The sequence below is a fragment of the Halomonas ventosae genome (assembly GCF_004361885.1).
GTDB classification, from domain to species: domain Bacteria; phylum Pseudomonadota; class Gammaproteobacteria; order Pseudomonadales; family Halomonadaceae; genus Halomonas; species Halomonas ventosae_C.
This window is the reverse complement of sequence record NZ_SNWH01000004.1, coordinates 98,812-125,679: the sequence shown is the minus strand read 5'-3', so window position 1 is coordinate 125,679 and position 26,868 is coordinate 98,812. Positions and strand designations below refer to the sequence as shown.

The 26,868-nt window shown below is 66.7% G+C and carries 22 protein-coding genes; 4 read left to right on the top strand and 18 right to left on the bottom strand.

Features of this window, described 5'->3' with window-relative positions; all coding sequences use genetic code 11:
- Nucleotide 1 precedes the first annotated feature (1 nt).
- The 4 genes from msbA to DFO68_RS04830 are packed head-to-tail and all read right to left on the bottom strand — an operon-like array spanning nucleotide 2 to nucleotide 5,204.
- Nucleotides 2-1,738 (bottom strand): lipid A export permease/ATP-binding protein MsbA, encoded by a 1,737-nt coding sequence (gene msbA, locus DFO68_RS04845; RefSeq protein WP_133482639.1) that lies wholly within the window; start codon nucleotides 1,736-1,738, stop codon nucleotides 2-4.
- On the bottom strand, nucleotides 1,738-2,160 hold the full coding sequence (locus tag DFO68_RS04840; protein WP_133482552.1) for an ExbD/TolR family protein: 423 nt from the start codon (nucleotides 2,158-2,160) through the stop codon (nucleotides 1,738-1,740). The genes msbA and DFO68_RS04840 overlap by 1 nt, the downstream gene beginning before the upstream one ends.
- Entirely contained in the window at nucleotides 2,157-2,867 is a 711-nt protein-coding gene (locus DFO68_RS04835) for a MotA/TolQ/ExbB proton channel family protein (protein WP_243726415.1), read from the bottom strand. The genes DFO68_RS04840 and DFO68_RS04835 overlap by 4 nt, the downstream gene beginning before the upstream one ends.
- Before the next feature lie 39 nt (nucleotides 2,868-2,906).
- Nucleotides 2,907-5,204, bottom strand: a complete 2,298-nt coding sequence (locus DFO68_RS04830; RefSeq protein WP_133482551.1) for a DNA internalization-related competence protein ComEC/Rec2 — start codon at nucleotides 5,202-5,204, stop codon at nucleotides 2,907-2,909.
- A gap of 131 nt (nucleotides 5,205-5,335) precedes the next feature.
- Between DFO68_RS04830 and DFO68_RS04825 the strand changes: the two genes are divergently transcribed.
- Nucleotides 5,336-5,878, top strand: a complete 543-nt coding sequence (locus tag DFO68_RS04825) for a DUF2062 domain-containing protein (RefSeq protein WP_133482550.1) — start codon at nucleotides 5,336-5,338, stop codon at nucleotides 5,876-5,878.
- Between the two features lie 43 nt (nucleotides 5,879-5,921).
- Here DFO68_RS04825 and DFO68_RS04820 read toward each other — a convergent pair whose 3' ends face one another.
- Together DFO68_RS04820 and DFO68_RS04815 are read right to left on the bottom strand one after the other, a co-directional pair.
- Nucleotides 5,922-6,644, bottom strand: a complete 723-nt coding sequence (locus DFO68_RS04820) for an ABC transporter ATP-binding protein (protein ID WP_243726414.1) — start codon at nucleotides 6,642-6,644, stop codon at nucleotides 5,922-5,924.
- Between the two features lie 7 nt (nucleotides 6,645-6,651).
- Nucleotides 6,652-7,893 carry a lipoprotein-releasing ABC transporter permease subunit gene (locus DFO68_RS04815; protein ID WP_133482548.1) on the bottom strand — a complete coding sequence of 414 codons (1,242 nt, stop codon included), beginning with the start codon at nucleotides 7,891-7,893 and terminating at the stop codon, nucleotides 6,652-6,654.
- Nucleotides 7,894-8,036: 143 nt separating this feature from the next.
- Here DFO68_RS04815 and DFO68_RS04810 point away from each other — a divergent pair, with 143 nt between their 5' ends.
- Both DFO68_RS04810 and DFO68_RS04805 read left to right on the top strand, forming a co-directional pair.
- Nucleotides 8,037-9,080 (top strand): agmatine deiminase family protein, encoded by a 1,044-nt coding sequence (locus DFO68_RS04810; protein WP_133482547.1) that lies wholly within the window; start codon nucleotides 8,037-8,039, stop codon nucleotides 9,078-9,080.
- Between the two features lie 145 nt (nucleotides 9,081-9,225).
- The gene (locus DFO68_RS04805) at nucleotides 9,226-10,128 is read left to right on the top strand and encodes a carbon-nitrogen hydrolase (RefSeq protein ID WP_133482546.1); all 903 of its coding nucleotides are present in this window, start codon (nucleotides 9,226-9,228) and stop codon (nucleotides 10,126-10,128) included.
- A 139-nt stretch (nucleotides 10,129-10,267) separates the two neighbouring features.
- Here the strand turns inward: DFO68_RS04805 and DFO68_RS04800 are convergent, their stop codons facing one another.
- The 3 genes from DFO68_RS04800 to secA all read right to left on the bottom strand — a co-directional run bounded on the left by DFO68_RS04800 (nucleotide 10,268) and on the right by secA (nucleotide 15,271).
- Nucleotides 10,268-11,215 carry a Nudix family hydrolase gene (locus DFO68_RS04800; protein ID WP_133482638.1) on the bottom strand — a complete coding sequence of 316 codons (948 nt, stop codon included), beginning with the start codon at nucleotides 11,213-11,215 and terminating at the stop codon, nucleotides 10,268-10,270.
- An 87-nt stretch (nucleotides 11,216-11,302) separates the two neighbouring features.
- A complete protein-coding gene (gene argJ / locus DFO68_RS04795; protein WP_133482545.1) occupies nucleotides 11,303-12,532 on the bottom strand; it encodes a bifunctional glutamate N-acetyltransferase/amino-acid acetyltransferase ArgJ in 1,230 nt (409 codons plus the stop codon).
- Nucleotides 12,533-12,544: 12 nt separating this feature from the next.
- A complete protein-coding gene (secA, locus tag DFO68_RS04790) occupies nucleotides 12,545-15,271 on the bottom strand; it encodes a preprotein translocase subunit SecA (protein ID WP_133482544.1) in 2,727 nt (908 codons plus the stop codon).
- Nucleotides 15,272-15,842: 571 nt separating this feature from the next.
- Between secA and DFO68_RS04785 the strand changes: the two genes are divergently transcribed.
- Nucleotides 15,843-16,268, top strand: coding sequence for a DUF721 domain-containing protein (locus tag DFO68_RS04785; protein WP_133482543.1), 426 nt, complete (start codon nucleotides 15,843-15,845; stop codon nucleotides 16,266-16,268).
- Between the two features lie 96 nt (nucleotides 16,269-16,364).
- On the opposite strand, the gene lpxC is transcribed toward DFO68_RS04785, so the two are convergent.
- The 9 genes from lpxC to murD form a co-directional block, all read right to left on the bottom strand.
- Nucleotides 16,365-17,276 carry a UDP-3-O-acyl-N-acetylglucosamine deacetylase gene (gene lpxC / locus DFO68_RS04780; RefSeq protein WP_133482542.1) on the bottom strand — a complete coding sequence of 304 codons (912 nt, stop codon included), beginning with the start codon at nucleotides 17,274-17,276 and terminating at the stop codon, nucleotides 16,365-16,367.
- A gap of 111 nt (nucleotides 17,277-17,387) precedes the next feature.
- Nucleotides 17,388-18,560 (bottom strand): cell division protein FtsZ, encoded by a 1,173-nt coding sequence (gene ftsZ, locus DFO68_RS04775; RefSeq protein WP_133482541.1) that lies wholly within the window; start codon nucleotides 18,558-18,560, stop codon nucleotides 17,388-17,390.
- A gap of 34 nt (nucleotides 18,561-18,594) precedes the next feature.
- On the bottom strand, nucleotides 18,595-19,884 hold the full coding sequence (gene ftsA, locus DFO68_RS04770; protein ID WP_133482540.1) for a cell division protein FtsA: 1,290 nt from the start codon (nucleotides 19,882-19,884) through the stop codon (nucleotides 18,595-18,597).
- 194 nt (nucleotides 19,885-20,078) lie between these two features.
- Nucleotides 20,079-20,804, bottom strand: coding sequence for a cell division protein FtsQ/DivIB (locus tag DFO68_RS04765; protein ID WP_133482539.1), 726 nt, complete (start codon nucleotides 20,802-20,804; stop codon nucleotides 20,079-20,081).
- Between the two features lie 2 nt (nucleotides 20,805-20,806).
- Nucleotides 20,807-21,724, bottom strand: a complete 918-nt coding sequence (locus tag DFO68_RS04760; RefSeq protein ID WP_133482538.1) for a D-alanine--D-alanine ligase — start codon at nucleotides 21,722-21,724, stop codon at nucleotides 20,807-20,809.
- Nucleotides 21,721-23,139, bottom strand: coding sequence for a UDP-N-acetylmuramate--L-alanine ligase (gene murC, locus DFO68_RS04755; protein WP_133482637.1), 1,419 nt, complete (start codon nucleotides 23,137-23,139; stop codon nucleotides 21,721-21,723). Before murC ends, DFO68_RS04760 begins: the two co-directional genes overlap by 4 nt.
- A 52-nt stretch (nucleotides 23,140-23,191) precedes the next feature.
- Nucleotides 23,192-24,280, bottom strand: coding sequence for an undecaprenyldiphospho-muramoylpentapeptide beta-N-acetylglucosaminyltransferase (gene murG, locus DFO68_RS04750; protein WP_133482537.1), 1,089 nt, complete (start codon nucleotides 24,278-24,280; stop codon nucleotides 23,192-23,194).
- Nucleotides 24,277-25,485 (bottom strand): putative lipid II flippase FtsW, encoded by a 1,209-nt coding sequence (gene ftsW / locus DFO68_RS04745; RefSeq protein WP_133482536.1) that lies wholly within the window; start codon nucleotides 25,483-25,485, stop codon nucleotides 24,277-24,279. The genes murG and ftsW overlap by 4 nt, the downstream gene beginning before the upstream one ends.
- Nucleotides 25,482-26,858, bottom strand: coding sequence for a UDP-N-acetylmuramoyl-L-alanine--D-glutamate ligase (gene murD, locus DFO68_RS04740; protein WP_133482535.1), 1,377 nt, complete (start codon nucleotides 26,856-26,858; stop codon nucleotides 25,482-25,484). Before murD ends, ftsW begins: the two co-directional genes overlap by 4 nt.
- Nucleotides 26,859-26,868: the final 10 nt, after the last annotated feature.

The following is a 26,868-nucleotide window of genomic DNA, read 5'->3' as shown; positions in this document are numbered from 1 at the left end:
CTCAGGCTGGCTCCTGGAACTGCAGCCGATGCAGGGCCGCATAGGCGCCGTTCAGGGCGAGCAGCTCGGCATGGTTGCCCTGTTCGACCACCTCGCCCTGCTCAAGCACCAGGATGCGGTCGGCGCGCTCGATGGTCGAGAGGCGGTGAGCGATGACGAAGGTGGTGCGCCCCCGGCAGACCTCCTCCAGGGCCGCCTGAATGTGGCGCTCCGACTCGCTATCCAGCGCGGAGGTTGCCTCGTCGAGCACCAGCAGCGGTGCATCCTTGAAGATCGCCCGCGCGATGGCCAGGCGCTGGCGCTGGCCGCCGGAGAGCATCACGCCGTTCTCGCCTACCACGGCGTCGTAGCCTTCCGGCATGCGCTCGATGAACTCGTGAGCGTGGGCAGCCCGGGCCGCGGCCTCGATCGCTGCTCGATCGGGAGCATCAATCCCGTAGGCGATGTTGTCGGCGATGCTGGCATTGAACAGGGTGACCTGCTGGGAGACCAGGGCGATCTGGCGGCGCAACGGTCGCAGACGAAATGCCTCCAGCGGCACCTCATCGATCAGGATACGCCCCGCGGTAGGTTGATAGAAGCGCGGCAGCAGGCCCACCAGGGTCGACTTGCCACTACCGGAGCGGCCGACGATGGCAATCATCTCGCCGGGGGCTACCGACAGGTCGATACCCTTGAGCACCTCGGGCTGGTCCTCGCCGTAGGCGAAGCGCACCCCCTCGAAGCGCACTCGGCCGACAAGGCGACCGGGATCACGGCGTCCCTCGTCGCGCTCGGGTGGCTCCTCGAGCAGGCCGAAGAGTTCCCCGGCGGCAGCGATGCCCTTCTGGATCTCGCTGTTGATCTCGGTAAGCTGGCGCACCGGCTTGGCCATCAGTGCGGCGGCGGTGACAAAGGCCACGAACTCACCGGGGGTCATGGCGTTCAGCAGGGTCGGCGACATCGCCAGCCATACCAGCAGCGCCAGCGACAGCGCCACCAGCAGCTGGATCACTGGGGTACTGGTCGCCTTGGTCAAGGCCTCCTTCATGCTCTGTCGACGGTTGACCTCGCTGGCCGCGGCGAAGCGCGCCTTCTCGTAGGACTCGGCGCCATGGGTGCGCACCACCCGGTAGCCGGAGAGCGCCTCTGAGGCCACATGGGTGACGTCGCCCATGGAGCGTTGGATACGTCGCGAAATAAGACGGAAGCGCTTGCTGGCATAATTGACCACCACGCCGATCAGCGGCGTCACGGCCAGGAACAGCAGGGTCAGCATCCAGTTGGTCCACAGCAGGTAGATCACCAGGCCGATCACGAACAGCCCCTCGCGCAACAGGATGGTGACCGCCTTGGTGGCGGCCCCGGTGACCTGCTCGACATGGTAGGTGACCCGCGAGATCAGCTGGCCCGTGGAGTGGCCATCGAAGAAGCGCCCGGGCAGGTGCAGCATGTGGTTGAAGACATCACAGCGCAGCACATGCACCAGATTGCGGGCTACGCTGCTCATGAAGTAGGTGCCAAGGAAGGTACCGAGACCACGGGCCGCGAACATGCCCACCACGAACAGCGGCAGAAACAGGCGAAAGGCAGCATCGGGGTTCTGAATGCCATCGATGAGCCGCTTCATCATCTCCGCCAGGGCGGTGCTCGAGGCGGCATAGATGACATAGCCGAGAATCGCCAGGGCGAAGGCCTGCCAGTAGGGTTTGACGTAGCTCAGCAGACGCGTGTAGAGGTTCCAGCCGGAATGTTCGATCACGGTGTCTCCGCTTGGGGGGTAGAGGCTGCTGCGGTGGCGATGCGCACGTGGCGGATACCCAAGCCCGCGGCTCGGTCAAGGGCCTGCACCACATCGGCATGGCTGGCACGCCCATCGGCCTCCACCACCAGGCCGAATTCGCGGGCCTGCTCGGCCTCAGCGGACAGCGCCTCGCCGAGCATCGCGGCGCTTAGCACCCGCCCATCCAGCCGGTATTCGCCGCTGGCCGTCACCACCAGGGTCACCGGCGATGTCTCCATCTGCTGGCCACTCTGGCTCTCGGGAAGCTCGAGCTCGAGCGCCTGACGGGTTTCGAAGGTGGTCGAGACCATGAAGAAGATCAGCAGCAGGAAGACCACATCGATCAGCGGGGTCAGGTTGACCTCCACCGGATCATGGCGGCGCCGGGGAAATCTCACGGCAGGTTTTCCCTGGGCGCGAAGTGGCAATCGGCCTCTGGCCTATCGCCCTGCGTCTCTGGCGATGTCTCGCCGGCATGACGCTCGGCCAGCACCAGCTCGCCCGGGTAGTGGGCGAGGTACTCGACCACCTGGCCGGCCTGCTCCTCCATGCGCACCGTGATATCCTCGATGCGACGTTGGAAGTAGCGATGGAACATCAGCGAAGGGATCGCCACGGTAAGACCGGCCGCGGTAGTGACCAGGGCCCGCGAGATGCCGCCGGCCAGGTCAGCGGTGCGGCTGACCCCGTCCGTGGAGACGATCACCGCGAAGACGTCGATCATCCCCACCACGGTCCCCAGCAGGCCGATCAGGGGCGTGATGGCGGCGATGGTGCCCAGCGGGCTCAGGAAGCGCTCCATGTCATGAATCACGGCAGTGGCCGCCTCCTGCAGCCGCGCGCGCACCTGCTCGTGGCCAAGTCGGGCATTGCGCAGCCCGGCGGCGAGCACGCCGCCCAGCGGGGAGTGACCTTCCAGCCAGTAGAGGTTGACCTGCCCGCGTGCCGCCAGCCGGCAGACCTCTTGGCCCAGCCCGTAGGGCGCGATGCGACGCGTCCTCAGGGTCCAGAGGCGTTCGATGATGATCACCGTGGCCACCAGTGAGCAGCCCAGCAGCGGCACCATCAGCCAGCCGCCGGCGATCAGGGCGTCCATCATGTCCATGCCGTTTCCTCTTACGGATGACCGGCCCGGAACCGGAAGTCAGAGGGGCGATTCTAACCCAAGGCAGCCCCCTCCGACACCGCCTCGCCGCCAGGCGGCCGGTCGCTCGGTATGCACCGTGCGCTGCGCGTGCCCACCGAGCCACAGGGTCACGGCACCGTCCTGGGCGGTACTCCACAGACAGCTGCCGACATCGCGGAAGTGGCGCACCACAGGGCTCGCCGGATGGCCGAAGGGATTGTATCGCCCCGCACTGAAGACCACATGACGAGGCGTCAGGTGGCGCACCAGCAAAAGGCCGGAACTGGTGGTGCTGCCGTGGTGCCCCGCCACCAGCAAGGTCACCGGCGCGGGAAGCTCGGCGAGCAAGCGCCGTTCAACATCACGCCCCGCATCGCCGGTGATCAACAGATGCTGGTCGCCGACACTCGCCAGCAGCACGCAGGAACGGTCGTTGGATGATAGCTCGCCGCTCTCGGCGGGTGGCCAAAGCAGGCGAAAGGTCACGCCGTCACGTTGCCATTCGCGTCCGGCGATGCAGGGTTGAGCCGGCACCTCGAGGGGCTCGTCGGGGGGCACCAGGAAGCGCCCCACTCGGTGCTGTTCGCGCAGCGCCGGCAGGCCACCGGCGTGATCCTGGTCGGCATGGCTGATCAACACATCGTCGAAGTGTTGCCCCGGCGGCCACAACGAGCCGAGCGGCATGAAGCCGGAACCGAAACGCGGACCGCTGTCGTAGAGCGCGCGATAACCGATGGTGCGCAGTTCGACCAGCTGGCCCTGGCCTACGTCATGGACCCGAACCCGCAACACGCCTTCGGCGGGCACCGGGGACGAGGTGACGAGGCCGAACGGCACCACTAGCAGCACGCCGGTGCCCACCAGCCGCAGGCGTGGCACCAGGCCGGGCAGCACCCACAACAAGGCGGCGAGCCCCAGCGCCAGCCCCAGTGGGACGACCTGCAGCGGGGACGGTCGCCACAAGGGCAGCCAGCCGGCCACCAGCTCCAGCAGCCACATCAGGATGTCGGCCAGCAGGCCAAACAGCGCCCAGCACAGCGCCGAGAGTCCCGGCAGCCAGGCCGTCAGCCAACCGAGCAGCCCCAGCGGCACCAGCAGGCTGCTGACCAGCGGGACAGCCACCAGATTGACCAGCGGGGCTGCCGGGGCCAGACGGTCGAAGGCCAGCAATACCGCCGCCGCCATGAAGGGGGCCAACAGCAGCTGAGTGCGACACAGCGCCCATAGCCAACCGCTGACCCCGCGGGGCTGTGCCCGCCCCTGCCAGATCAAGATCAGTAGCGCCACGGCGGCGAATGATAGCCAGAGGCCAGGACGCCAGGCCGACAGCGGGTCGACCAGCAGCACCAGCGCCAGAGCCAGCCACCAGGCTTGCCAGCGGCCGGGGGCATGACGCCCGCTGGCCACCCACAACCCCACCACGGCCATGATCATGGCGCGCAGTGCCGGTGGCTCCAGGCCGGCCAGGCTGGCATATGCCACTGCCGCCACACCCGCCAGCCACCAGGGCCATACCGCCAGTCGCCAGGCGCCGGGGCTCACCACCCAGGCCACTCCCCGGGCCAGCCACAAGGCAAAGGCGGCCACCAGCCCTACATGCAGCCCGGAGATCACCATCAGGTGGGTGGCGCCGCTGGCATTGAGTAGATCCCAGTCGCGCGACTCCAGCCGCTCGCTCGCCCCCAGGGTCAGGGCCGCCAGCCAGCGCTGGTGACGTGGTGCCAGCGCCTGCTCGTCAAGGAAGGCCAGCGCTCGCTGACGAAGCGAGAAGGGAGCCAAGGCCAGCCGATGAGGCGGCGGCTCGCGGCGCACATAACCACTGGCCTGAATGCCCTCCCGCCACAACCAGCCGCGGTAGTCGAAGGTGCCGGGGTTGGCGAAGCCCGACGGTGGACGCAGACGAGCCGTCAATCGCCAGCGCTCGCCGGGCACCATGGGCGGAGCGCCGAAGAAGGAGAGCCGGACCCGCCCGAGACTGTCACAATCCGGTAACGCCTCTTCAAGAGGGCGGCAGTGGGCGACATCCATCACCAGCCTAGCTAGCCGCGCGTCGCGGCTCATCGAGACCAGCCGTCCCTCGAGCCGAAGATCCTGCCGGGTCAGCCCCGGCGCCAGCTCGCCGGCGCGCACCATCCACAGCTGGCCAGCAACCAGCGCCGCCACGCACAGCACCACGGCGAGACGCCAGCGGCGCCCGGCCAGCACGACCAGCAGGCCAATGGCCAGGAGCTCGATGGCTCCCGGCATGACAAGATGCCCCCCCAGCACGCCAACCAGCACGGCGAATGCCAGGGGAATGGCCAGCCCCAGCTGCATGACAGCGTCCCTAAACGGCAAACAAGGCAACCTTTCCATGCGGCGGCGGCCTCACGTTGAGGGGCAGCATGGCGAGGCAGTCGACATGTATGGATAATAGCTCGGGATTCGAAGTTGCGAGTTCCACGTCAATGCCGCGCCGACTGCTGCAGCGCTACCTGCCCCACCCGGATGCCCTCAGGCGGCGACGTTCACTGCGCTTCGTCAGTCATCTGATCGGCAACCCTTCGCTGTGGATGCTGACGCGTCGCAGCGTGGCCAATGCCTTTTCGGTAGGGCTGTTCTGCGCCCTGTTGCCGATCCCCTTCCAGATGTTGCTAGCCGCCCTGGGCGCCTGGCTAGTGCGTTGCAACCTGCCGCTCTCCATCGGCCTGGTATGGCTCACCAACCCCCTGACCATACCGTTGATCTTCTATGGCAATTATCGGTTGGGGGCCTGGCTGCTGGACATTCAGGTCCGCCAGGCGCCGGAGCATCTCTCCACCCGCTGGATCGCCGAACAGCTGGTGGAGATCCTGCCGCCGCTGGCCCTGGGTTCCCTGGTCGCCTCGGTGGTCATCGCTGCATGGGCCAACCTGGTGGTTCGCCTGGTATGGCGCTGGCAGGTCTCGCGCCATTGGAAGGCACGTGCATGGCGACGGCGGCGGCATCCACCAGCCGCCAGAGAGAAATGAGGTCACCCCCTCATGAGGCGTGGAGGCGTGGAGGCGTGGAGGCTTAGTCGCCCGCTGTTTGCTCGATCAGGCGTCCACCGTCGAGGCGAAGGACGCGATCCTGATGGGCGGCAAGACCAGGATCATGGGTCACGATCACGAAGGCACAGGCCGCACTGCTCGCCAGCTCGTCCATCAGCGCCAGGATGCTCGCCGCAGTGGTCTGATCCAGGTTGCCGGTGGGCTCGTCCATCAACACCAGGCTGGGGTCGGTGACCAGCGCCCGGGCAATGGCCACCCGCTGGCGCTCGCCGCCCGACAGCTCGCCGGGCTTGTGGTCGGCCCGTTCGGCCATGCCGACCCTGGCCAGTAGCAAAGCGGCGCGATCCTCGGCGGCCGTCTTGCGCTGGCCACGCACGATCAGCGGCAGGGCGGCATTCTCCAGGGCAGTGAACTCCGCCAGCAGGTGGTGGAACTGGTAGACGAAGCCGATGTGGCGATTGCGGAAACGGCCAAGCTCGGCATCATTGAGCGCCAGCAGCGACGCATCGGCGATGCGCACCTCGCCGGCGCTGGGACGGTCCAGCCCACCCAGCAGGTTGAGCAGGGTCGTCTTGCCGGAGCCGGAACTGCCGACCACGGCCACCCGCTCCCCGGCCAGTACCCGCATCGCCAAGCCATCCAGCACGGTGAGATCCCGCGGCCCCTCGCGATAGACGCGGGTCAGGTCGCGACATTCGAGCATCACTCGCCCCGCCCGGTCATCCGTGGCCTGTGCAGACGTCATGGCTATCTCACTCATAGCGCAGCACCTCGGCAGGCTGCACCCGGGCGGCGCGCCAGGCCGGATACAGGGTGGAAAGGAAGGTCAGCCCGAAGGCCGCCGACACGATATTGCGCACATCGCTCCAGATCAGGCGCGACGGCAGCTCGCTGATGAAGTAGACCCCGGCGTCGAGGAAGTGGATGCCGAAGGTGCTCTCCACCCAGCCGATAAGGTCCGACACGGTCAAGGCCAGCAGCACGCCCAGGGTCACGCCCACCAGGATGCCGATCACGCCGATCGCCAGCCCCTGGACGATGAAGATCCCCATGATCGAGCGGGGCGTGGCGCCGATGGTACGCAGGATGGCGATATCGGCCCGCTTGTCAGTCACCACCATCACCAGGGTAGAGACGATATTGAAGGCCGCCACGGCGACGATCACCGTCAGCAGCAGGGCGATCATGCGCTTCTCCATCTGGATCGCCTGAAAGAGATTGCCATGCGAGTAGGTCCAGTCGAGCCCGCGGTAGCCAGGGCCCAGTTCATTGATGATCGCCCGGGTCTCGCTGCCGGCGGCGAAGAGGTCGTCCAGTTCGAGACGCAGGCCGCCGACCGCGTCGCCCAGCCGCGCCAGGGTCTGCATGTCCTCGATGTGGGCATAGGCCAGCGAGGCGTCCAGGTCGGCGCCGACACTGAAGATGCCGCTGACGGTGAAGCGCTTGAGCCGCGGAAAGACACCCGCCGGGGTAATCGAGGCCTCGGGCACCAGCAGCGTCACGCGATCTCCCACGCCCACGCCCAGCCGTCGAGCGAGGATCGAGCCAAGCACGATGTGCCACTCGCCGGGAACGAGGTCATCGAGGCGTCCGTTACGCATGTGTTCATCGATGATCGAGACCCGGCTTTCCCACTCGGGCTGGATGCCGATGACCATGGCACCCTCGTTGCGCCCGCCCACCGCGAACATACCCTGCTGTTCGACATAGGGAGCGGCGCCGATCACCCGCTCGCGCGCCATGAGGCGCTCGGCCAGCGATTGCCAGTCGGTCAGCCCGCCCGGCGCCTCGATCTTGGTATGTGGGACCATGCCCAGCACCCGGGTACGCAGCTCATGATCGAAGCCATTCATCACCGAGAGCACCAGGATCAGCACCGCCACCCCCAACATCAGGCCCAGCATGGAGGTCAACGAGATGAAGGAGATAAAGTGATTGCGACGCTTGGCGCGCACATAGCGCAGCCCGATCAGGAAGGGGAGACGGTCGAACATGGGCACATTCCTTGTCGGCGGGCGCCCATGGTACGGTTTTTCGACAGCCACTGCATCGCCGGTGCCCACCGTTTGCGTGATCATTGCATCATTGCCGGCTTCGGCCTACATTGCGCCGTCACGACTCTGCACGAGACCCGCCCATGGCCCTTCGCCTGCTCCCCGAATGGCACCCCCAGGATGCCGTGCAACTCACCTGGCCCGCCCCGGACAGCGACTGGGGGCCGTTGCTCGAGCGCATCGAGGCAACGCTGGAGGCCATGGTGGTGGCCATCGCCCGCTACCAGGCCGTGCTGGTCGCCGTGCCAGATGCCGTGACCCGCAGCCATCTGGGCCACCGCTTCGCCTGCCTGGGCGTCGACCCCGCACGCTTGAGCCTGGTGATCGCCGCCGCTGACGACACCTGGGCCCGTGATCATGGTCCCATCGGCGTGACGCGCGACGACGAACCGCTATTGCTCGACTACATATTCACCGGTTGGGGGGGCAAGTTCGAGGCTGCCCGCGACAACACTCTGACCCGCCGCCTGGCGGACGTCGGTACCTTCGCCTGCCCGGTGGAAGCCCGCGACCTGGTGCTCGAGGGAGGCGCCATCGACACCGATGGCGAGGGCACCCTGCTGACCACCGAGGCCTGCCTGCTCAATCCCAACCGCAACCCCGGCCTCGACAGACCAGCCATCGAGGCGCGGCTCAAGGCGGAGCTCGGGATCACGCGGGTGCTGTGGCTGGCCAACGGCCATCTGCAAGGTGACGATACCGACGGCCACGTGGATACCCTGGTGCGCTTCTGCGACCCGGCCACGCTGGCCTATGTGCGCTGCGACGACCCGCACGACCCTCATTACCCGGCACTGGCCGCCATGGAGGACGAAGTGCGCAACCTGCGACGCGCCGATGGCGTGCCCTACCGGCTGGTCCCGCTGCCCTGGCCGCGGGCTCGTCATGATCCGGTGGATGGCCATCGACTGCCGGCGACCTATGCCAACTTCTTGATCATCAACGGCGCCGTGCTGGTGCCGGTGTATGGCGACGCGGCCGACAGCCGGGCCCTGGCCACCTTAGGCGAGGCCTTTCCCGGCCACGACGTCATCCCCATCGACTGCCTGAGCGTGATCCGCCAGCATGGCAGCCTGCACTGCCTGACCATGCAGCTGCCCCAGGGCAGCCTGGCAGCATTCAACTGAGACCAAGAGGCGCCGGAGACAGTCCACAGAGGGGGTTCTACGCCAGGGATGGCGTCGGTAGCGCCCAGGGAAGGGTTTACAGCGCCCCCTCGAAGGACTGTTCCCGGATCAGTCTCGAGTTTCGAACATTCGAGGAGAACTCATCGTGTCCCGACCCCTGAAGGTGGGCCTGGTCCAGCAGCCCGCCTGGCCCGACAAGGCCAAGAGCCTCACCGAGAGCGAGGCCGGCATTCGCGAGCTGGCCACTGCCGGCGCCCAGCTGGTGCTGCTCCAGGAACTGCATGCCACCCACTACTTCTGCCAGAGCGAGGATACCGAAGTCTTCGACCTGGCCGAGCCCCTCGATGGGCCGACCGGCACGCGGCTGGCGACCCTGGCGAAGGAACTCGACATCGTGCTGGTAGGCTCGCTGTTCGAGCGCCGCGCACCGGGCCTTTATCACAATACCGCGGTGGTCTACGACCGAGAGCGTGGCCGCGTGGGCCACTACCGCAAGATGCATATCCCCGACGATCCGGGCTTCTACGAGAAGTTCTACTTCACCCCCGGGGACCAGGACGATAGCCGCGGCCAGGGCTTTCAGCCCATCGACACCTCGCTTGGCCGTCTGGGCGTGCTGGTGTGCTGGGACCAGTGGTACCCGGAAGCGGCACGGTTGATGGCCCTGGCCGGCGCGGAGCTGCTGCTCTACCCCACCGCCATCGGCTGGCATCCGCCCGACGACACCCCGGAGAAGCGGCGACAGAAGGAGGCCTGGACCCTGATCCAGCGCAGCCACGGCGTGGCCAATGGCCTGCCGGTGATCGTCGCCAACCGGGTCGGCCACGAAGCGGACCCGTCCGCGGCGACGCCGGGCATCGACTTCTGGGGTGGCAGCTTCATCTGCGGCCCCCAGGGCGAGCTGCTTGCCCACGGCGGCCAGCAGGCACAGCGCCTGCTGGTGACGCTGGACATGGCACGCAGCGAGGAAGTGCGGCGCATCTGGCCCTACCTGCGAGACCGCCGGGTCGACGCCTATGGCGATCTGACACGGCGCTATCGGGACTGACCGCGCTGCGCGCGAAGCCGTAAGCCGTAAGCCGTAAGCCGTAAGCTAGGCTGACCTGAGCCTGGAAAACACCACACCCCCACAAGCCTAGGCCGATGGGAGTGTCTTACAGCTTAAAGCTTACAGCGCTAAGCTGGGGTTATTTCCAGAAATCGCGAATCGAGGCGATGCCCTGGGCGCCCACCGCCCGGGCATGGTGGGCATCGAAGCGGGTCATGCCACCCAGAGCAAAGACCGGCATGCCGGCGTGCTCTACCAGTTGCTGAAAGTCATGCCAGCCGATCGGCGCCACCTTTGGATGCGAAGGCGTGGTACGCAGCGGCGAGAGCGTCACGAAGTCACAGCCGATGCGCCGCGCCTGGTCCAATTGGCGGCGATCATGGGTCGAGGCCGAGAGCCACTTGCTCTCGGGCAGAGGGCGCCGCTTCAGGCTCATCAGCCGATCGCTGGTCAGGTGGATACCATCGGCGGCCACCACCTCGAGCAGCGACGGCTCGCCATTGAGCACCAGGCGTGCCCCCCGCGCCTGGCATAGCGCCAGGGCCTGCTCGGCGCGCCGCAAAAAGCCCGCCTCATCCAGCGACTTGGCACGCAACTGGACCAGGCGCACCCCGTCCTCGTCGAGGGCACGGACCAGGCGCTCGCTGAATCGCCCCTCATCGGTCTCCTCGCCGGTGATCAGGAACTCGGTGGGCAGCATGACCGCGCGCAGGATCGGCAGGTTGGCCGCCGGGAAGGGGTAGTTCACCAGCTCGCTCATGGGCACCCAGCGCACCGCCTGTCCCTCGCGTCCGAACGGCTCCCCGGCGAAGTCGTGGACTTGCCACACATCCAGCAGGATGTGCTTGTCGGAGTATTCGTGGTGGATGCGAATCAGCGGCTGTGCCCGGCGGATCTCCACACCGAGCTCCTCGTGAAGCTCGCGCTTGAGGGCCTCAAGTCCCGTCTCATAGGGTGCCAGCTTGCCGCCGGGAAACTCCCAGAGCCCTCCATGATCGACGTTGGAGGGGCGGCGGGCGAGCAGCACCTCGCGGCCGTCGGCACTGATGATGGCGGCGGCCGCCACATGCACCCTTCTCTTTACCATTGTGTTCATTGACTCCGGTCCGCTGGCCCACGCGTTCTCGCCGCCGCGCGGGATGATGGCTGTCTGACTGCCGAGCGTTTGCACCGCTTAGCTGCGATAATCGGCATTGATGGTCACGTAATCGTGGGACAGATCTGAGGTCCACACCGTAGCGCTCTGCTCGCCACGCCCCAGCGCGATGCGAATGACGATCTCCTCGCGAGCCATCACCGCGCTGCCGGCCTCCTCGGTATAGCCTGCCGCGCGTCCGCCATGCTCGACCAGGCGCACCTCACCGAGGTCGATGGTGACCCGGTCCACAGCAAAATCCTCGACCGGTGCCCGCCCTACCGCAGCCAGGATCCGGCCCCAGTTGGCATCCGAGGCATACAGCGCAGTCTTGACCAGCGGCGAGTGGGCCACGGTGAAGGCCACATCCAGGGCCTCGCGGCGGCTGCACGCCTCGTCGACCTGCAGGGTGACGAACTTGGTCGCCCCCTCACCGTCGCGGATGATCGCCTGGGCCAGCTCGATCATCACCTGCTGCAGGCCGTCACGGAAGATGGCCAGCTCCGCCTCGTCTTCTACAACAGCCCCCCGCCCGGTGCTGATCAGCAGGCAGGCATCGTTAGTCGAGGTGTCGCTATCGACGCTGATGCAGTTGAAGGAGCATTCGACTGCCTCGCGCAGCAGCCGGTCGAGCAACAGCGGTTCCAGGATCGCATCGGTGGCCACAAAGGCCAGCATGGTGGCCATGTCGGGACGAATCATTCCCGAACCCTTGGCGATGCCGTTGATGGTTATCGTGTTATCGCCCAGCGCCAGGGTCACGCTGGCACCCTTGGCCCGGGTGTCGGTAGTCAGAATCCCCTCGCCAGCCTCTCGCCAGGCGGCAGGCCCATCATCGAGAGCCTGCAGGGCCACGGGCAGGCCCGCCAGTAGCCGCGCCATGGGCAACGGTTCACCGATCACCCCGGTAGAGAACGGCAGTACGCCCTGCTCGCTCACCCCGGCCAGCCGTGCCAGCTCCGCACAGGTGGCACGGGCATCCTGCAGCCCCGTCTCGCCGGTACCGGCATTGGCATTGCCGGTGTTGATCACCAGGTAGCGCACCGACCCTCCGTGAGCCGTGCAGGCGGCGAGGTGCTCACGGGCCACCGTCACCGGCGCCGCACAGAAGGCATTGCGGGTAAAGACCCCGGACACCCTGGCCCCGGCGGGAATCTCGACCACGACCAGGTCGCGGCGATCGGGGGTCTTGATTCCGGCCCTGGCGGTCCCCAGCCGCAGCCCCTCGATGACCGGCATCTGCGGAAAGTGTGTCTCGCCCACTGCCATGATCTGGTCTCCTCAGCTCAGCTTGCCGCAGCATTGCTTGTACTTTTTGCCCGAGCCGCAGGGGCAGGGGTCATTGCGACCCACCTTGGGGCCCTCGCGGCGCAACGGCCGACCGTCGGTCCCCGGGGCCGGAGCGGCCGCGGCCTGCACATCGGCCGTCGTGGGCGCATCGTGGCGGCTCGCCGCGCCGGCCTGCTCGCGTTCCAGCGCCTGGCGACGCTGACGCTCCAGGGCCTCGACCTCTTCGGGGCGTCGTACTTGGACATGGCTGAGGATGCGAGTCACGTCGGCCTTGATGTTGGTGAGCAGGGTCTGGAACAGCTCGAAGGCTTCGCGCTTGTACTCCTGCTTGGGGTTCTTCTGGGCATAGCCGCGCAGATGGATGCCCCGGCGCAGGTGGTCCATGGACTGCAGGTGTTCCTTCCAACGGGTGTCGAGTACCTGCAGCATCACCTGCTTCTCGAAGCGGCGCATCAAGTCCTCGCCCGCCTCGGCCACCTTGGCCACGTAGGCCTCGCGATGCATCGTCTGCAGCCGCTCGCGCAGTTGTTCCTCGTGGAAACGCTCGTCCTGCTCGGCCCACTCGACCACTGGCGCATCGAGGTTGAACTCGCTCTTCAGGTGATCCTGGAGGCCAGCCAGATCCCACTGCTCGGGCAGGCTTTGGGGCGGCACGAACTCGCTGATGGCGAGGTCCAGCACCTCCTCGCGGATACCCATGACGCTGTCGGAGACGTCCTCGGCGGCCAGAATCTCGTTACGCTGCTCGTAGATGACGCGACGCTGGTCGTTAGCCACGTCGTCGTACTCGAGCAGCTGTTTGCGGATGTCGAAGTTGCGGCCCTCGACCTTCTTCTGGGCGCGCTCCACGGCATTGGAGACCATCCTGTGCTCGATCGCCTCGCCGCGCTCCAGGCCCAGCGCCTTCATCATGCGCTGCACCCGGTCGGAGCCGAACAGACGCATCAGGTTGTCTTCCAGCGAAAGAAAGAAGCGTGTCGAGCCAGGGTCGCCCTGGCGACCGGCGCGACCGCGCAGCTGGTTGTCGATACGCCGCGACTCGTGGCGTTCGGAACCGATCACATGCAGGCCGCCGGCCTCGAGCACCGCGTCATGACGAGCCTGCCACTCGGCCTTGAGCTGTTCGAGCTGGGCCTCGGAGGGGTTTTCAAGCTTAGCGGCCTCGGCCTCCCAGTTGCCGCCCAGCACGATATCGGTGCCGCGGCCGGCCATGTTGGTGGCGATGGTGACAGCCCCGGGACGACCGGCCTGGGCGATGATCTCCGCCTCGCTCTGATGCTGCTTGGCGTTGAGCACGTTGAACTGCATGCCGGCACGTTTCATCAGGTCGGCCAGGTACTCGCTGGTCTCGATGGAGGCGGTGCCCACCAGCACCGGGCGCCCCGCCTCGGTCTGGGCCTTGACGTCGTCGATGATCGCCTCGAACTTCTCCTCGGCGGTGAGGTACACGAGATCGTTGAGATCCTGGCGGATCAGCGGCCGATTGGTGGGAATCACCACCACGTCGAGGCCGTAGATCTGGCGGAACTCGAAGGCCTCGGTATCGGCGGTGCCGGTCATGCCGGAGAGCTTGTCGTAGAGGCGGAAGTAGTTCTGGAAGGTGGTCGAGGCGAGCGTCTGGCTCTCGCGCTGCACGGGCACGCCCTCCTTCGCCTCCACCGCCTGATGCAGGCCCTCGGACCAGCGACGCCCCGGCATGCTGCGCCCGGTATGCTCATCGACGATCACCACCTGGCCATCGTTGACGATGTAGTCCACGTCACGGTGATAGAGGTGACGGGCACGCAGCGCCGAGTGCATGTGCTGCAGCAGGTTGAGGTTCTGGGCGGCATACAGGGAGTCCTCCTCGCCCAGCAGCCCCTCGCCACGCATCAGTTCCTCGACCTTGTGATGGCCGGCCTCGGTGACTTCTACCTGCTTTTGCTTCTCGTCGAGGATGAAGTCGCCGCTCTCCGGGTCCTCTTCGTCACTGCACCTCTCGAGATGCTTCGCCAGGCGGTCGACGACGCGGTAGAGCTCGGTGTTCTCGTCTACCGCCCCGGAGATGATCAGCGGGGTCCGCGCCTCGTCGATCAGGATGGAGTCGACCTCGTCGACGATGGCGAAGTGCAGACCGCGCTGGACTTTCTCCTCCAGCGAGAAGGCCATGTTGTCGCGCAGGTAGTCGAAGCCGAACTCGTTGTTGGTGCCGTAGGTGATGTCGCAGGCGTAGGCGTGGCGCTTTTCTTCCGGCGTCTGGCCGGAGAAGATCACCCCCACCGAGAGCCCGAGGAATTCATAGAGTGGACGCATCCACTCGGCATCGCGACGCGCCAGGTAGTCGTTGACCGTGACCACGTGCACGCCCTTGCTCGGCAGGGCATTGAGGTAGACCGCCAAGGTCGCCACCAGCGTCTTGCCCTCACCGGTCTTCATCTCGGCGATGCGGCCACGGTGCAGGGTGATGCCGCCGACCATCTGCACGTCGAAATGGCGCATGCCCATGACGCGCTTGCTGGCCTCGCGCACCGTGGCGAAGGCCTCCGGCAGCAGTGCATCGAGAGACTCGCCGTTTTCCAGGCGCTCGCGGAAGGCCGCGGTGCGGGCCTTCAGAGACGTCTCATCGAGGCTCTCAAGCTCGCTCTCCAGGACGTTGATATCCGTCACCTGACGGGTCATGCGTTTGACATCGCGGTCGTTCTTGGAGCCGACGACCTTGCGTAGGAGGTTGTTGATCATGAAGGATCCAGTGGCAGCGTGGGGTATCGCGTCACGGACAGGCGGGTCCGCGGCGGCTCCGGATAGTCTCGTCATCGGAGGCAAGGAGGGCCACGACGGGTCAGGACATCATGGGCAGCAACCGCTCGGCAGGCCGCGAGGATCGGACCGGCAACGGCTCTGGCTCTCTTTCTCGGCCAGCATGCCGCCCGCCGAACCCAGCGCACCAGGGCATGACGACGGGCCTGTAGCCGGCAGCGCACGCGCAGCAGCGCCGGTACCAAGATGCTGACCTGGGCAGCTCGCTCGATGGGGCGCAGTAACTCGCTGTGCGCCAAGCCAGCCGGCAGCAGACAGCTCACCAGCAAGCCGGCTAGCCACCAGCGGGTCGCGCAGCGCCGACGCAGGCTCCCGTGAGCCCCTGCGCCGATGTCGGTGATGGCGGCTGGCATACTGTCGACGGCCTCCCGTGCGTGCTAGGCTCTGGGTGTTTTGCGACCGCACAGCAGTGGCGGCCGACGCGTAATATCAGGGGCACAGCCCGAGAATCAAGCTGATGAGTATAAAGGTTAAACGGTTCAGAGCACAGCCTATGTCGCGGCTGCTGGAAGGCCATGGCGAGCTGGGTTCATTGATGCGCATGGCCAGCCTGATCGAGCGCGCGCAGGGTTATCTGCGCAACCAGGTGCCTGAGGAGATGCGTGACCACCTGTTCGTCGGCGGCTACCATCAGGGCCGCCTGTCTCTGATCACCGATCGCGCCGTCTGGCTGACCCGGCTGCGCTATGAGCAGCCTCACCTGCTCCAGCGGCTGCAGCAGCTGCCCGGCTTCGAGTCGGTGACCGGCTTCACCCTCAAGGTCCGTCCCGTGCGTCCGGCTCGCCCGCCCCTGCGTCAGGTTCGCCACCTGCCAGAAAAGGCCGCCGACGAGATATCGAGCTGTGCCGCCGATGTCGACGACCCAGGATTAAAGGGGGCCTTGGAGCGGCTGGCGGCCCACGCAGAGCGTCAGCCGTAAGCGGGAGCCCAACATAAAACGAACCGCCCCCATGACAAGTGCCTGGAGGCGGTTTTTCTTCAAACTTACGTCTTATCGCTCCGGACGCACTCCGGTTCAGGCCATGGCCGGCGCGGAATAGGAGATCGGCGCCTTCTCGGACGCGCCCTCGAAGGTGACGAGCTCCCAGGCCTCCGGTTGGGCTAGCAGGGCACGGCAGAGCTGGTTGTTCAGGGCATGGCCGGACTTCACGCCACGAAACTCGCCGATGAGGCTATGGCCGAGCTGGTAGAGGTCGCCGATGGCGTCGAGCACCTTGTGCTTGACGAACTCGTCGTCGTAGCGCAGCCCACCCTCGTTCACGATCCGATAATCGTCGACCACGATGGCGTTGTCGAGACTGCCGCCCAGCGCCAGATTATTGGAGCGCAGGTACTCGAGGTCACGCATGAAACCGAAGGTTCGGGCGCGAGACACTTCCTTGACGAAGGAGGTGGTGGAGAAGTCCACCATGGCGGTTTTTGACTGTTCATCGAACACCGGATGGTCGAAGTCGATGGCAAAGGAGACCTTGAAGCCCTGGTGGGGCAAAAACATGGCCTCCTTGTCGCCCTCGCGCACCACGATCTCGCGCTTGACGCGGATGAATTTCTTGGCGGCGGATTGCTCGGAGATGCCCGCCGACTGGATCAGGAACACGAAGGGTCCCGCACTGCCATCCATGATCGGCACTTCCGATGCGCTCAGGTCGACGTAGGCGTTATCGATCCCCAGCCCGGCGAAGGCCGACATCAGGTGTTCGACGGTGGCGACCTTGGCCCCGCCCACCGAGAGCGCGGTGCATAGAGTGGTGTCGGTGACATGCTCGGCATAGGCCGGCACCTGTACCTCGGGTTTCAGGTCGGTACGCACGAAGACGATGCCCGTATCCACCGGTGCCGGCCGCAGGGTCAGGTAGACTTTCTTGCCGGAATGCAGGCCGACGCCGGTGGCACGAATGACGTTCTTCAGGGTTCGTTGTCTGATCATGGTCGATCGCCAGGCACTCGTTGATTATCAAACAGCGTTCACTTTAACATCGAGCGGACGTTTCAACAAAGAAATCTCGGCCGACACCCCTTATTGACACAATAGGGCGAATCAATCGGCTTGCCGCCGCAGGAAGGCCGGGATATCCAGATAGTCATCGAGTTCCTGGGACTTGCGCTTTTCCGACGCCGGCCTGGTTGCCTCGGGAGACTCACTCCTGGGCGCCGCGGCCTGACCGCGACCGGCGGCCGCCTGCGGGCGCTGGCGATAGCCGCTCGGCTCGGCTCGACGCGCGGCCTCGCGGGAGGCGGGCTTCTGCGCCTTGTTGCCTTCCAGTCCGGCGGCCACCACGGTGACCCGCAGTTCGTCGGTCATATCCATGTCGATGGAAGTCCCCACCACGATGGTAGCGTCCTGGGAGGCAAATTCCTGGACGGTAGCCCCCACGTCATTGAACTCACCGATGGAGAGATCCGGGCCGGCGGTGATGTTGACCAGGATCCCGCGGGCACCGTGCAGGTCGATGTCCTCGAGCAGCGGGCTGCGGATGGCCTTCTCGGCGGCCTCGCGGGCGCGATTCTCGCCGGTGGCGCCGCCGGTGCCCATCATTGCCATGCCCATCTCGGACATCACGGTACGCACATCGGCGAAGTCGACGTTGATGATGCCGGGGCTGGTGATCAGCTCGGCGATCCCCTGCACGGCCCCGAGCAGCACGTCGTTGGCGGCACTGAAGGCGGTGAGCAGGGTCGCGCTCTTGCCCAGCACCGAGAGCAGCTTCTCGTTGGGAATGGTGATCAGGGAGTCGACGTGTTCGGAGAGCTCCTTCATGCCCTCCTCGGCGGCACGCATGCGCTTGGGTCCCTCGAAGGGGAAGGGCCGAGTCACCACCGCCACGGTGAGGATGCCCAGCTCCTTGGCCACCTGGGCGACAACGGGCGCCCCGCCGGTACCGGTACCGCCGCCCATGCCGGCGGTGATAAAGACCATGTCGGCACCACCGAGCAGTTCTGCGATGCGCTCGCGGTCCTCCATGGCGGCCTGGCGGCCGACATCCGGGTTGGCACCGGCGCCGAGCCCCTTGGTGATCTCGCTGCCGAGCTGGAGCACAGTCTTGGCGGCGACCCGCTTAAGGGCCTGGGCATCGGTATTGGCGCAGATGAACTCTACGCCCTCGATGTTGCTCTCGACCATGTGATTGACGGCGTTGCCACCACCGCCCCCGACACCGATAACCTTAATGACCGCACTGCTTGAGGGTGCGCTATCTACGAGTTCGAACATAAGTCCCGTCTCCTGAACCGCGACCGCGGCCCTGTCAGAAATTTCCTTTGAACCAGCCCTTGATCCTTGCCAGCGCCACAATCCCTTTCCCTGTGTCACGCCGGGTGATGTCGTCACGCTTAGGTTGCGCCGGGGTGAGGTTTCCAGGCCCTTGACGGCCAGGCCCTCGACGGGTTTCCAGTAGAGCGTAATGCAGCAGACCGACACCCGTCGAATAAATCGGGTTACGAACCACGTCCGCCAGGCCACGCACGTTCTGTGGGCAGGCGATGCGTACCGGCATGTGGAAGATCTCCTCGGCCAGCTCAACCACTCCCTCCATGCGCGAGGTCCCGCCGGTGAGCACCACGCCCGCGGCGACGAGATCTTCGTAGCCGCTGCGACGCAGTTCGTCACGCACCAGGGTGAAAAGCTCCTCGTAGCGCGGCTCCACCACTTCGGCCAGCGCCTGGCGGGAGAGATTCCGCGCCGGCCGGTCGCCTACGCTGGGCACCTTGATCATCTCGTCGCTGGACGCCAGCTGGGTTAGCGCACAGGCATACTTGACCTTAATCTCCTCGGCGTGCTGTGTGGGCGTGCGCAGCGCCATGGCGATGTCGTTGGTGACCTGGTCGCCGGCAATGGGAATCACCGCGGTATGGCGAATGGCGCCTTCGGTAAACACCGCGATATCGGTGGTGCCGCCGCCGATGTCCACCATGCAGACACCCAGCTCGCGCTCGTCCTCGGTGAGCACCGCATGGCTTGAAGCCAGCTGTTCGAGGATGATCGAGTCCACTTCGAGTCCACAGCGACGCACGCACTTCTCGATATTCTGCACGGCATTGAGCGCGGCGGTGACCAGGTGGACGCGTGCCTCGAGACGCACTCCCGACATACCCAAGGGCTCACGGATACCGCCCTGGGTATCGATGGCGAATTCCTGGGGAATGACATGCAGCACGCGCTGGCCTTCAGAAATCGCCCGTGCCCGAGCAGAGTCGATGACTCGATCGATATCGGACGCGGCGACCTCGCGCTCCTTGATGGCGACAACGCCATCCGAATTCATCGAACTAATATGACTACCGGCGATGCCCACATACACTGAATGGATATCGCAACCGGCCATCAACTCGGCCTCCTCCACGGCACGCTGAATGGATTGCACCGTGGACTCGATGTTGATCACCACGCCTTTCTTCATGCCGCGTGACGGATGTGAACCAATACCGGCTATTTCAATGCCGCCAGCGTCTGTGGGCTGCCCTACGATCGCCACGACCTTGGACGTTCCGATATCCAGCCCGACTACCATATTGGACACATTGGGTGGACCTGCCATGAGTCGGGAAGTCTCCTAGAACCTGGCCCCGAAGGGGAAGAATAATCCTGAAAAGTCGATCCGGGCCGATGATAGGAACAACGTCACTTGCTCCACCAGCCTGATTGCCGAAACACCCGTCACGATACGGCGAATTTGTCGTGAAAGAAACACCCGAAATGCCGTCTGGACAACCCCGATGGGTCATCCAGCCGTCAGCTGTCTGCCGCCGCCTGTTCCTCGACCGGCTCGGTCTGCCCATGCCAGGCCACGGCGACCCCATTGGGGTATCGCAGGTCGATGTAGCGAATATGCGCGGCCAGGGGCCCCAGCTCGCGCTGCCAGGCCGCGACCAGACGCCCCAGGCGGGCGGGACGATCGTTGCGACCGAGCATCACCCAGACCCCGCTGTCGAGCTGGAAGCGCCAGGCCCCACGCGGTTCCAGCCGCAGCTGACCCACGTTGACCCCCTGGCGGGCAAGCAGGGCGGCAAGCCGCTCATGATAGGCCAGCACCTCGCCACCGCTGCCGGGCGGGCCGGCGAGATCCGGCAGGCCAGGAGGCGGCGACACCGAGCCGAAGGCAAAGGGTTGACCCTCGGCATTGAGCAGGCGCTTGTCATTCCAGCGCGCTACCGGCACCTGCTCGACCAGATCGAATCTCAGCGCATCGGGCCACTCGCGCCTGACGCGCACCTCGGCCAGCCAGCCGATCTCGCGGGCCTGCTGACGCAGCGCGGACAGATCGACGGAGAGCCAGGTCTGGCCCTGGATCAACGGCGCCAGCTGGCTGCGCAGGTAATCGGCACTGACATGGTGAAGCTCGCCGCCCACCGAGACCCGCTCGATGGGCCGATCGAGCCATACCCACAGCGCTCGGCCACCGGCACCCAGCAATAAGGCCAGCAAGAACACGCCGACCACGCCTCCACGCGGCGCCATGGCTAGTGCCGCTCCTCGGCCGTGGCAAGGATACGCCGCACCAGGGCATCGAAATCGATGCCGGCATGCGCTGCCGACCGGGGCACCAGGCTGTGGTCGGTCATTCCCGGCACGGTATTGACCTCGATCAACCAGAAGCGCCCCTTGGCATCACGAATCACGTCGACCCGTCCCCAGCCCTCGGCGCCAATCGCCTCGAAGGCCGCCCGGCAGAGCGCGGCGAGCTCGGCCTGCTCGGCATCAGACAGGCCGCACGGCAGATGGTAGCGCGTCTCGTCGGAGAGATACTTGGCTGCGTAGTCGTAGAAGCCGCTGGGCACCTCGACGCGGATCGGCGGCAGCACATCGCCGGCGAGCAGCGACACCGTATACTCCTCGCCCTCGATGAATCGCTCGGCCATCACCCGGGCATCGAAGCGGGCGGCATCGCGATAGGCCGACGCCAGGGCGTCGCGACTGTCGACAATGCTGATGCCCAGGGTCGAACCCTCGTGAACCGGCTTGACGATCAGCGGCAGGCCAAGGCATTCAACGACCGAGGACCAATCAGCCTCGGGGCCGAGCATCACGCTCTGCGGAGTCGGCAGGCCAAGCGCCTGCCAGATCAGCTTGGTGCGTTGCTTGTCCATGCCCAGCGCCGAGGCGAGCACCCCGCTGCCGGTGTAGGGAATGCCCAGCACTTCCAGCGCGCCCTGCAGGGTGCCATCCTCGCCACTGCGGCCGTGCAGGGCAATGAACACCCGATCGGGACTCAACGCCTCCAGCCCTGCCAGGCCACCCTCTGCGGGATCATAACCGATCGCCTCCACCGCCGAGCGCTTCAGCGCCGCAAGCACCGCGGCGCCGCTCTTCAGCGACACCTCGCGCTCGGCGGACTGCCCGCCATAGAGCACCACCACTCGACCGACATCAAGCGTCATAGTCTCACCTCGTCAAGCACCAGGGCGGCATCGGCCAGGTGTTGGGCGATCCCGCCCACGTCGCCGGCCCCCTGAGTGATCAGGATATCGCCGGGGCGCAGCACCCGGGCGAGCAACTCCGGCAGCTCGCGCTTATCCTGGACGAAGATGGGGTCCACCGCACCACGCTGGCGGATTGAGCCTGCCAAGGTACGCCCATCGGCCCCGGGCAGCGGCGCCTCTCCGGCGCTGTAGACATCGAGCAGCAGCAGGGCATCGACCCCGGCCAGTATCCGCACGAAGTCCTCGTAGAGATCCCGCGTACGCGAAAAGCGGTGCGGCTGGTAGACCATCACCAGGCGTCGCTCGGGCCAGCCGGCACGCACCGCGTCGATCACCATCGCTACCTCGCGGGGATGGTGGCCATAGTCGTCCACCAGCATCACCTCGCCCCCACCTTGCGGGGCCGGGAAGTGGCCATGCACCTGGAAGCGTCGCCCCACCCCCTCGAAGCTTGCCAGGCCCCGCAGGATGGCGGCATCGTCTACCCCCGCGTCGCTAGCCACGGCGATGGCCGCCAGGGCATTGAGGGCATTGTGGCGCCCCGGCATCGCCAGGCGTACCTCGAGCGGCGCCAGCCCCTCGGGACGTGCTGCGGTGAAGTGTACCTCGCCGGCATGCTGGACGAAGTCGTCGATGCGATAGTCGGCATCCTTGCTGAAACCATAGGTGACGAACTGACGGCTGACCCGATCGAGCAGGCCACGCACCTGGGCATCATCGATGCACAGGATCGCCAGGCCGTAGAACGGCAGGTTGTGCAGGAACTCGAGGAAGGTGCCCTTGAGCCGTTCGAAGTCGCCACCGTAGGTCGCCATGTGGTCGGCATCGATGTTGGTGACGATGGCCACCATGGGCTGCAGATGCAGGAAGGAGGCATCCGACTCGTCGGCCTCTGCCACCAGGTAGTCCCCCTCCCCCAGCCGGGCATTGGTGCCGGCGCTGGTCAGCCGTCCGCCGATCACGAAGGTGGGATCCAGACCGCCCTCACCCAGCAGGGTGGCGGTAAGGCTGGTGGTGGTGGTCTTGCCGTGGGTGCCGGCCACGGCGATGCCATGGCGAAAGCGCATTAGCTCGGCAAGCATCTCGGCACGCCGCACCACCGGCACGCGATGCTCGTGGGCCCAGCGGATCTCGGGGTTGGTCTCGTCCACTGCGCTGGAGACCACCACCACATCTGCGTCCTTGGCATGCTCAGCGGCATGGCCGATGGCCACGCAGATGCCGCACTGACGCAGACGAGCCACCACCGGGGAGGCCTGCAGGTCGCTGCCGCTGACCGCATAACCCTGATTGGCCAGCACTTCGGCAATACCACACATCCCGGCTCCCCCGATGCCCACGAAATGGATGCGCCGGATTCGACGCATGCCCATCCCACGGCCGGGGTGTGGGGGCGAGACTTGACCGGGAACCGGCCCGAGGGTCTCATCGTTCAAAGCCTATCTCCATGCAACCGGCCACCAGGCGCTCGACAGCCTCGAGACGGGCACAGCCTCGGGCCCTGGCCGCCATGGTGGCAAGAGTGTCGGGATCCAGCAGCGATGCCAGGCACTCAACCAGCGTCGCCGCATTCATTTGCTGCTGGGGCATCAGTCGCGCCGCCTGTGCATCGACCAGGGCCCGGGCGTTGGCCGTCTGGTGGTCATCCACCGCATGGGGAAAAGGCACGAAGAGCGCCGGCTTGGCCGCAGCGGCCAGCTCCGCCACGGTCAGCGCACCGGCCCGGCACACCACCAGATCGGCCCAGGCGTAAGCGCCAGCCATGTCCTCAATAAAGGCCGTGACCTCGGCCTGGACACCCTGCTCACAATACGCCTCACGGGTCACCACCTCCTTGTCGCGACCGGCCTGGTGGCGCACCGCGGGGCGCTGGGCCTCGGGCAGCTCGGCGAGTGCCTCGGGCAGCCGCACGTTGAGAACCTGCGCCCCCAGGGAGCCGCCCACCACCAGCAGCCGCAGGCGCCGACCGGTCATCGCCTCCGCGCGCCGCGGGGCCTCGCCGAGCCGGGCAATCTCGTCACGCACCGGGTTGCCGACCACCTCGGCCCGGCCGGGGAAAGCCTGGGGAAAGGCGGCATAAACGCGGTGCGCCAGGTGAGACAGCACCCGATTGGTCAACCCGGCGATGGCGTTCTGCTCGTGAATCACCAGCGGGCGACGCGCCAGCCAGGCCGCCAGGCCACCGGGCCCGCTGGCGAAGCCGCCCAACCCCACCACCAGCTGAGGATCGACGCTGCGAATGACCCGCCCCGCCTGCCATACCGCCCGCACCAGGTGGAAGGGGGCCAGCAACCAGCCGGCCAGGCCGTTGCCCCGCAGCCCGCTCACCGCGATGTGGTGCAGCGCGATGCCGGCCTCGGGAACCAGGCGGTTCTCGATGCCCCGCGGGCTACCCAACCAGGCGATCTGCACGCCCTGCGCCTGCAGACCGCGGGCCAGCGACAAGGCCGGAATGACGTGACCGCCCGTGCCGCCGGCCATGATCAGCACGCGGCGTCCCTCGCGTCGACTCATGTGGCGAGTCCTTGTGGTCGGCCGGGCGTTGGCGTCCGGGAAGCCGTGGGCCTGGCCCGGCGCATGGCCTGGCGGGTCTCGATATCGGCACGCAGCAGCAGTGCCATCATCACGCAGCTCACCACCAGGCTCGAGCCGCCATAGCTGAGCAGCGGCAGGGTGAGTCCCTTGGTGGGCAGCATGCCGGTGCTCACGGCAATATTGATGAAGGCCTGAGCCCCGATGACCAGGGCGAAGCCATAGCTGAGGTAGGCGGCGAAGGCCAGGCCGGCCAGTTCCGCCCGACGCCCCACCGCCATGGCCCGCCAAATCAGCAGCGCAAAGAGCCCCACCACGGCGATGGCCCCCAGCAGGCCAAGCTCCTCGGCCAGCACGGCGAAGACGAAGTCGGTATGGGCTTCCGGCAGGTAGAACAGCTTCTGCACGCTGTTGCCCAACCCCATCCCCAACCAGTGGCCGCGACCGAAGGCGATCAGCGCCTGGGTCAGCTGGTAGCCGCTGGCGAACTGGTCGGCCCAGGGGTCGGCGAAACTGGTCAGGCGTGCCATCCGGTAGGGTTCGGCCACGGCGGCCAGGCCCCCGAGGGCGGCGACCAGCAGCAGCAGCGCCACAAAGCGCCCCCAGGGGGCACCGGCCATCAGCAGCATGCCCATCACCGCGCCGGTCATCACCACCACCGCTCCGTAGTCGGGCTCGAGGATCAGCAGCCCGGCGATCAGTGCCATCACCACCAAGGGGCGCAGGAAGGCCCCCCACTGGCGACGCACCTGAGGCAGAAAGCGCTCCAGGTAGCCGGCCAGATAGACGATCAGGCAGAACTTGGCAAGTTCCGAGGCCTGCAGGTTCAAGGGCAGCCCCGGTACCGAGAGCCAACGCCGGCTGCCGTTGACCTCGCGTCCTACCAGCAGCACCAGCAGCAGCAGCGCCAACCCCACCAGCAGCAGCAGCGGTCCGTTGGCCTTCCACCAGGCCAGCGGCACCCGCAGGGCCAGCGCCCCGACAGCCAGCGCCACCAGCAGGAAGGTGCCGTGGCGCTGGCTAAAGTACCAGGCGTTGCCGGTGAGGCTCGAGGCCACCTCGCTGGAGGCCGAGGTCACCATCACCCAGCCGATCAGCAGCAGGGCGAAGACGGCCAGCACCAGCCAGCCATCGAAAGGATGATCGGCGGTGCTCAGCCGCCGGCGCAAGCGGGAGAGTCGGTTCATGCCACCTCCCCGGCCAGGCGCTCGACCAACCGGCGGAAGGCCTCGCCACGCGCCTGGTAGTCGCTGAACTGGTCGAGGCTAGCGCAGGCCGGCGACAGCAGCACGCAGTCCCCGGGCGCGGCGATCTCTACCGCCCGCACCAAGGCGGCCTGCAGGTCCGCGACGCGGGTCAGCGACAGCCGGCCATGCAGGGCCTGCTCCAGCTGCTCGGCATCCCGGCCGAAGAGGATCGCCTCGCGGCCGTAACGCGCCAGGGGCGCCGCCAGCGGCTGGAAGTCGGCGCCCTTGCCCACCCCGCCGGCGAGCAGGATCAGACGCCCCTCGAGGGTCGGCCCGAGCCCCTCGATGGCGGCCAGGGTGGCGCCGACATTGGTGCCCTTGGAGTCATTGATCCAGCGCACTCCATCGATTTCCGCCACCAGCTCGCCGCGATGGGGCAGACCGGGAAAACGCCGCAATACCTCGAGCATGGCCGGGCGCGACAGGCCCAGGCGGTGCCCCATGGCCAGTGCCGCCAGGGCATTGACCTGGTGGTGGCGACCGGGCAGGCGCATCTCGTCGGCCGCCAGCAGCCTCTCGCTACCGTGCATCAGCCAGTCACGCCCGTCACGCCGGGCGATGCCCCAGTCGTCGTCCTGCGGAGACCGAGTGCTAAAGCGATCCACGGCCGGCAGCGGCGCCTCCGGCCAGGTGCCGGGGTCGTCGGCATTGACCACGCCATGCCGAGCGCCACGGAAGATGCCGAGTTTCGCGGCCCGGTAGTCGGCCATGTCGCCATGGCGGTCCAGGTGGTCCTCGGAGAGATTGAGGAAGGCGGCCGTCTCGGCGCCCAGGCGCGGGGTGGTCTCGAGCTGGAAGCTGGAGAGCTCCAGCACGAAGAGCTCGGCATCGGGGACGACTTCGAGCAGCTCAAGCGCCGGCGTGCCCAGGTTGCCGCCCACCGCCACCCTCACGCCGGCCATGCGGGCCATCTCGCCCACCAGGGTGGTCACGGTGGACTTGGCGTTGGAGCCGGTGATGGCGGCAATGGGAGCGCGGGCCGCACGCACGAACAGCGCGATCTCCCCCACCAGCGCCGGCTCGCCGGTGGTCTCGTGGAAGCGGCCGGCCAGCGCGGCGAGACCGGGTGTGTGCGGGTCGACGCCGGGGCTGACCACCACCTCGGCCACCTCGGCAAGGTCCAGATCGGTGAGCGGCCCGCAGTGAACCTCGATGGTCGGGTGAGCGGCCTGGAAGTCCGCCAGGCCGGGCGGCGCGGCACGGGTATCGGCGACCATATAAGGCATATCGAGCTGCCCGAGGTGGCGGCAGATGGCCCGTCCAGAGAGCCCCAGCCCGACCACCAGCGTCGTTCCCTTTGGCACCTTGACCATGGTGAGCTCC

What these genes read in the sequence shown, in the direction of transcription:
- DFO68_RS04765 (WP_133482539.1), bottom strand. Translation starts at nt 20,804, where the DNA reads ATGGCGCCGCGTGGAGGCGTGGTCGGCGTGTTCTTGCTGGCCTTATTG.
- murG (WP_133482537.1), bottom strand. Translation starts at nt 24,280, where the DNA reads ATGAGTCGACGCGAGGGACGCCGCGTGCTGATCATGGCCGGCGGCACG.
- ftsZ (WP_133482541.1), bottom strand. Translation starts at nt 18,560, where the DNA reads ATGTTCGAACTCGTAGATAGCGCACCCTCAAGCAGTGCGGTCATTAAG.
- secA (WP_133482544.1), bottom strand. Translation starts at nt 15,271, where the DNA reads ATGATCAACAACCTCCTACGCAAGGTCGTCGGCTCCAAGAACGACCGC.
- DFO68_RS04810 (WP_133482547.1), top strand. Translation starts at nt 8,037, where the DNA reads ATGGCCCTTCGCCTGCTCCCCGAATGGCACCCCCAGGATGCCGTGCAA.
- argJ (WP_133482545.1), bottom strand. Translation starts at nt 12,532, where the DNA reads ATGGCAGTGGGCGAGACACACTTTCCGCAGATGCCGGTCATCGAGGGG.
- DFO68_RS04830 (WP_133482551.1), bottom strand. Translation starts at nt 5,204, where the DNA reads ATGCAGCTGGGGCTGGCCATTCCCCTGGCATTCGCCGTGCTGGTTGGC.
- DFO68_RS04815 (WP_133482548.1), bottom strand. Translation starts at nt 7,893, where the DNA reads ATGTTCGACCGTCTCCCCTTCCTGATCGGGCTGCGCTATGTGCGCGCC.
- ftsW (WP_133482536.1), bottom strand. Translation starts at nt 25,485, where the DNA reads ATGAACCGACTCTCCCGCTTGCGCCGGCGGCTGAGCACCGCCGATCAT.
- DFO68_RS04785 (WP_133482543.1), top strand. Translation starts at nt 15,843, where the DNA reads ATGTCGCGGCTGCTGGAAGGCCATGGCGAGCTGGGTTCATTGATGCGC.
- DFO68_RS04760 (WP_133482538.1), bottom strand. Translation starts at nt 21,724, where the DNA reads ATGACGCTTGATGTCGGTCGAGTGGTGGTGCTCTATGGCGGGCAGTCC.
- DFO68_RS04820 (WP_243726414.1), bottom strand. Translation starts at nt 6,644, where the DNA reads ATGACGTCTGCACAGGCCACGGATGACCGGGCGGGGCGAGTGATGCTC.
- DFO68_RS04800 (WP_133482638.1), bottom strand. Translation starts at nt 11,215, where the DNA reads ATGGTAAAGAGAAGGGTGCATGTGGCGGCCGCCGCCATCATCAGTGCC.
- lpxC (WP_133482542.1), bottom strand. Translation starts at nt 17,276, where the DNA reads ATGATCAGACAACGAACCCTGAAGAACGTCATTCGTGCCACCGGCGTC.
- ftsA (WP_133482540.1), bottom strand. Translation starts at nt 19,884, where the DNA reads ATGGCAGGTCCACCCAATGTGTCCAATATGGTAGTCGGGCTGGATATC.
- DFO68_RS04835 (WP_243726415.1), bottom strand. Translation starts at nt 2,867, where the DNA reads ATGGACATGATGGACGCCCTGATCGCCGGCGGCTGGCTGATGGTGCCG.
- murC (WP_133482637.1), bottom strand. Translation starts at nt 23,139, where the DNA reads ATGGGCATGCGTCGAATCCGGCGCATCCATTTCGTGGGCATCGGGGGA.
- murD (WP_133482535.1), bottom strand. Translation starts at nt 26,858, where the DNA reads ATGGTCAAGGTGCCAAAGGGAACGACGCTGGTGGTCGGGCTGGGGCTC.
- DFO68_RS04825 (WP_133482550.1), top strand. Translation starts at nt 5,336, where the DNA reads ATGCCGCGCCGACTGCTGCAGCGCTACCTGCCCCACCCGGATGCCCTC.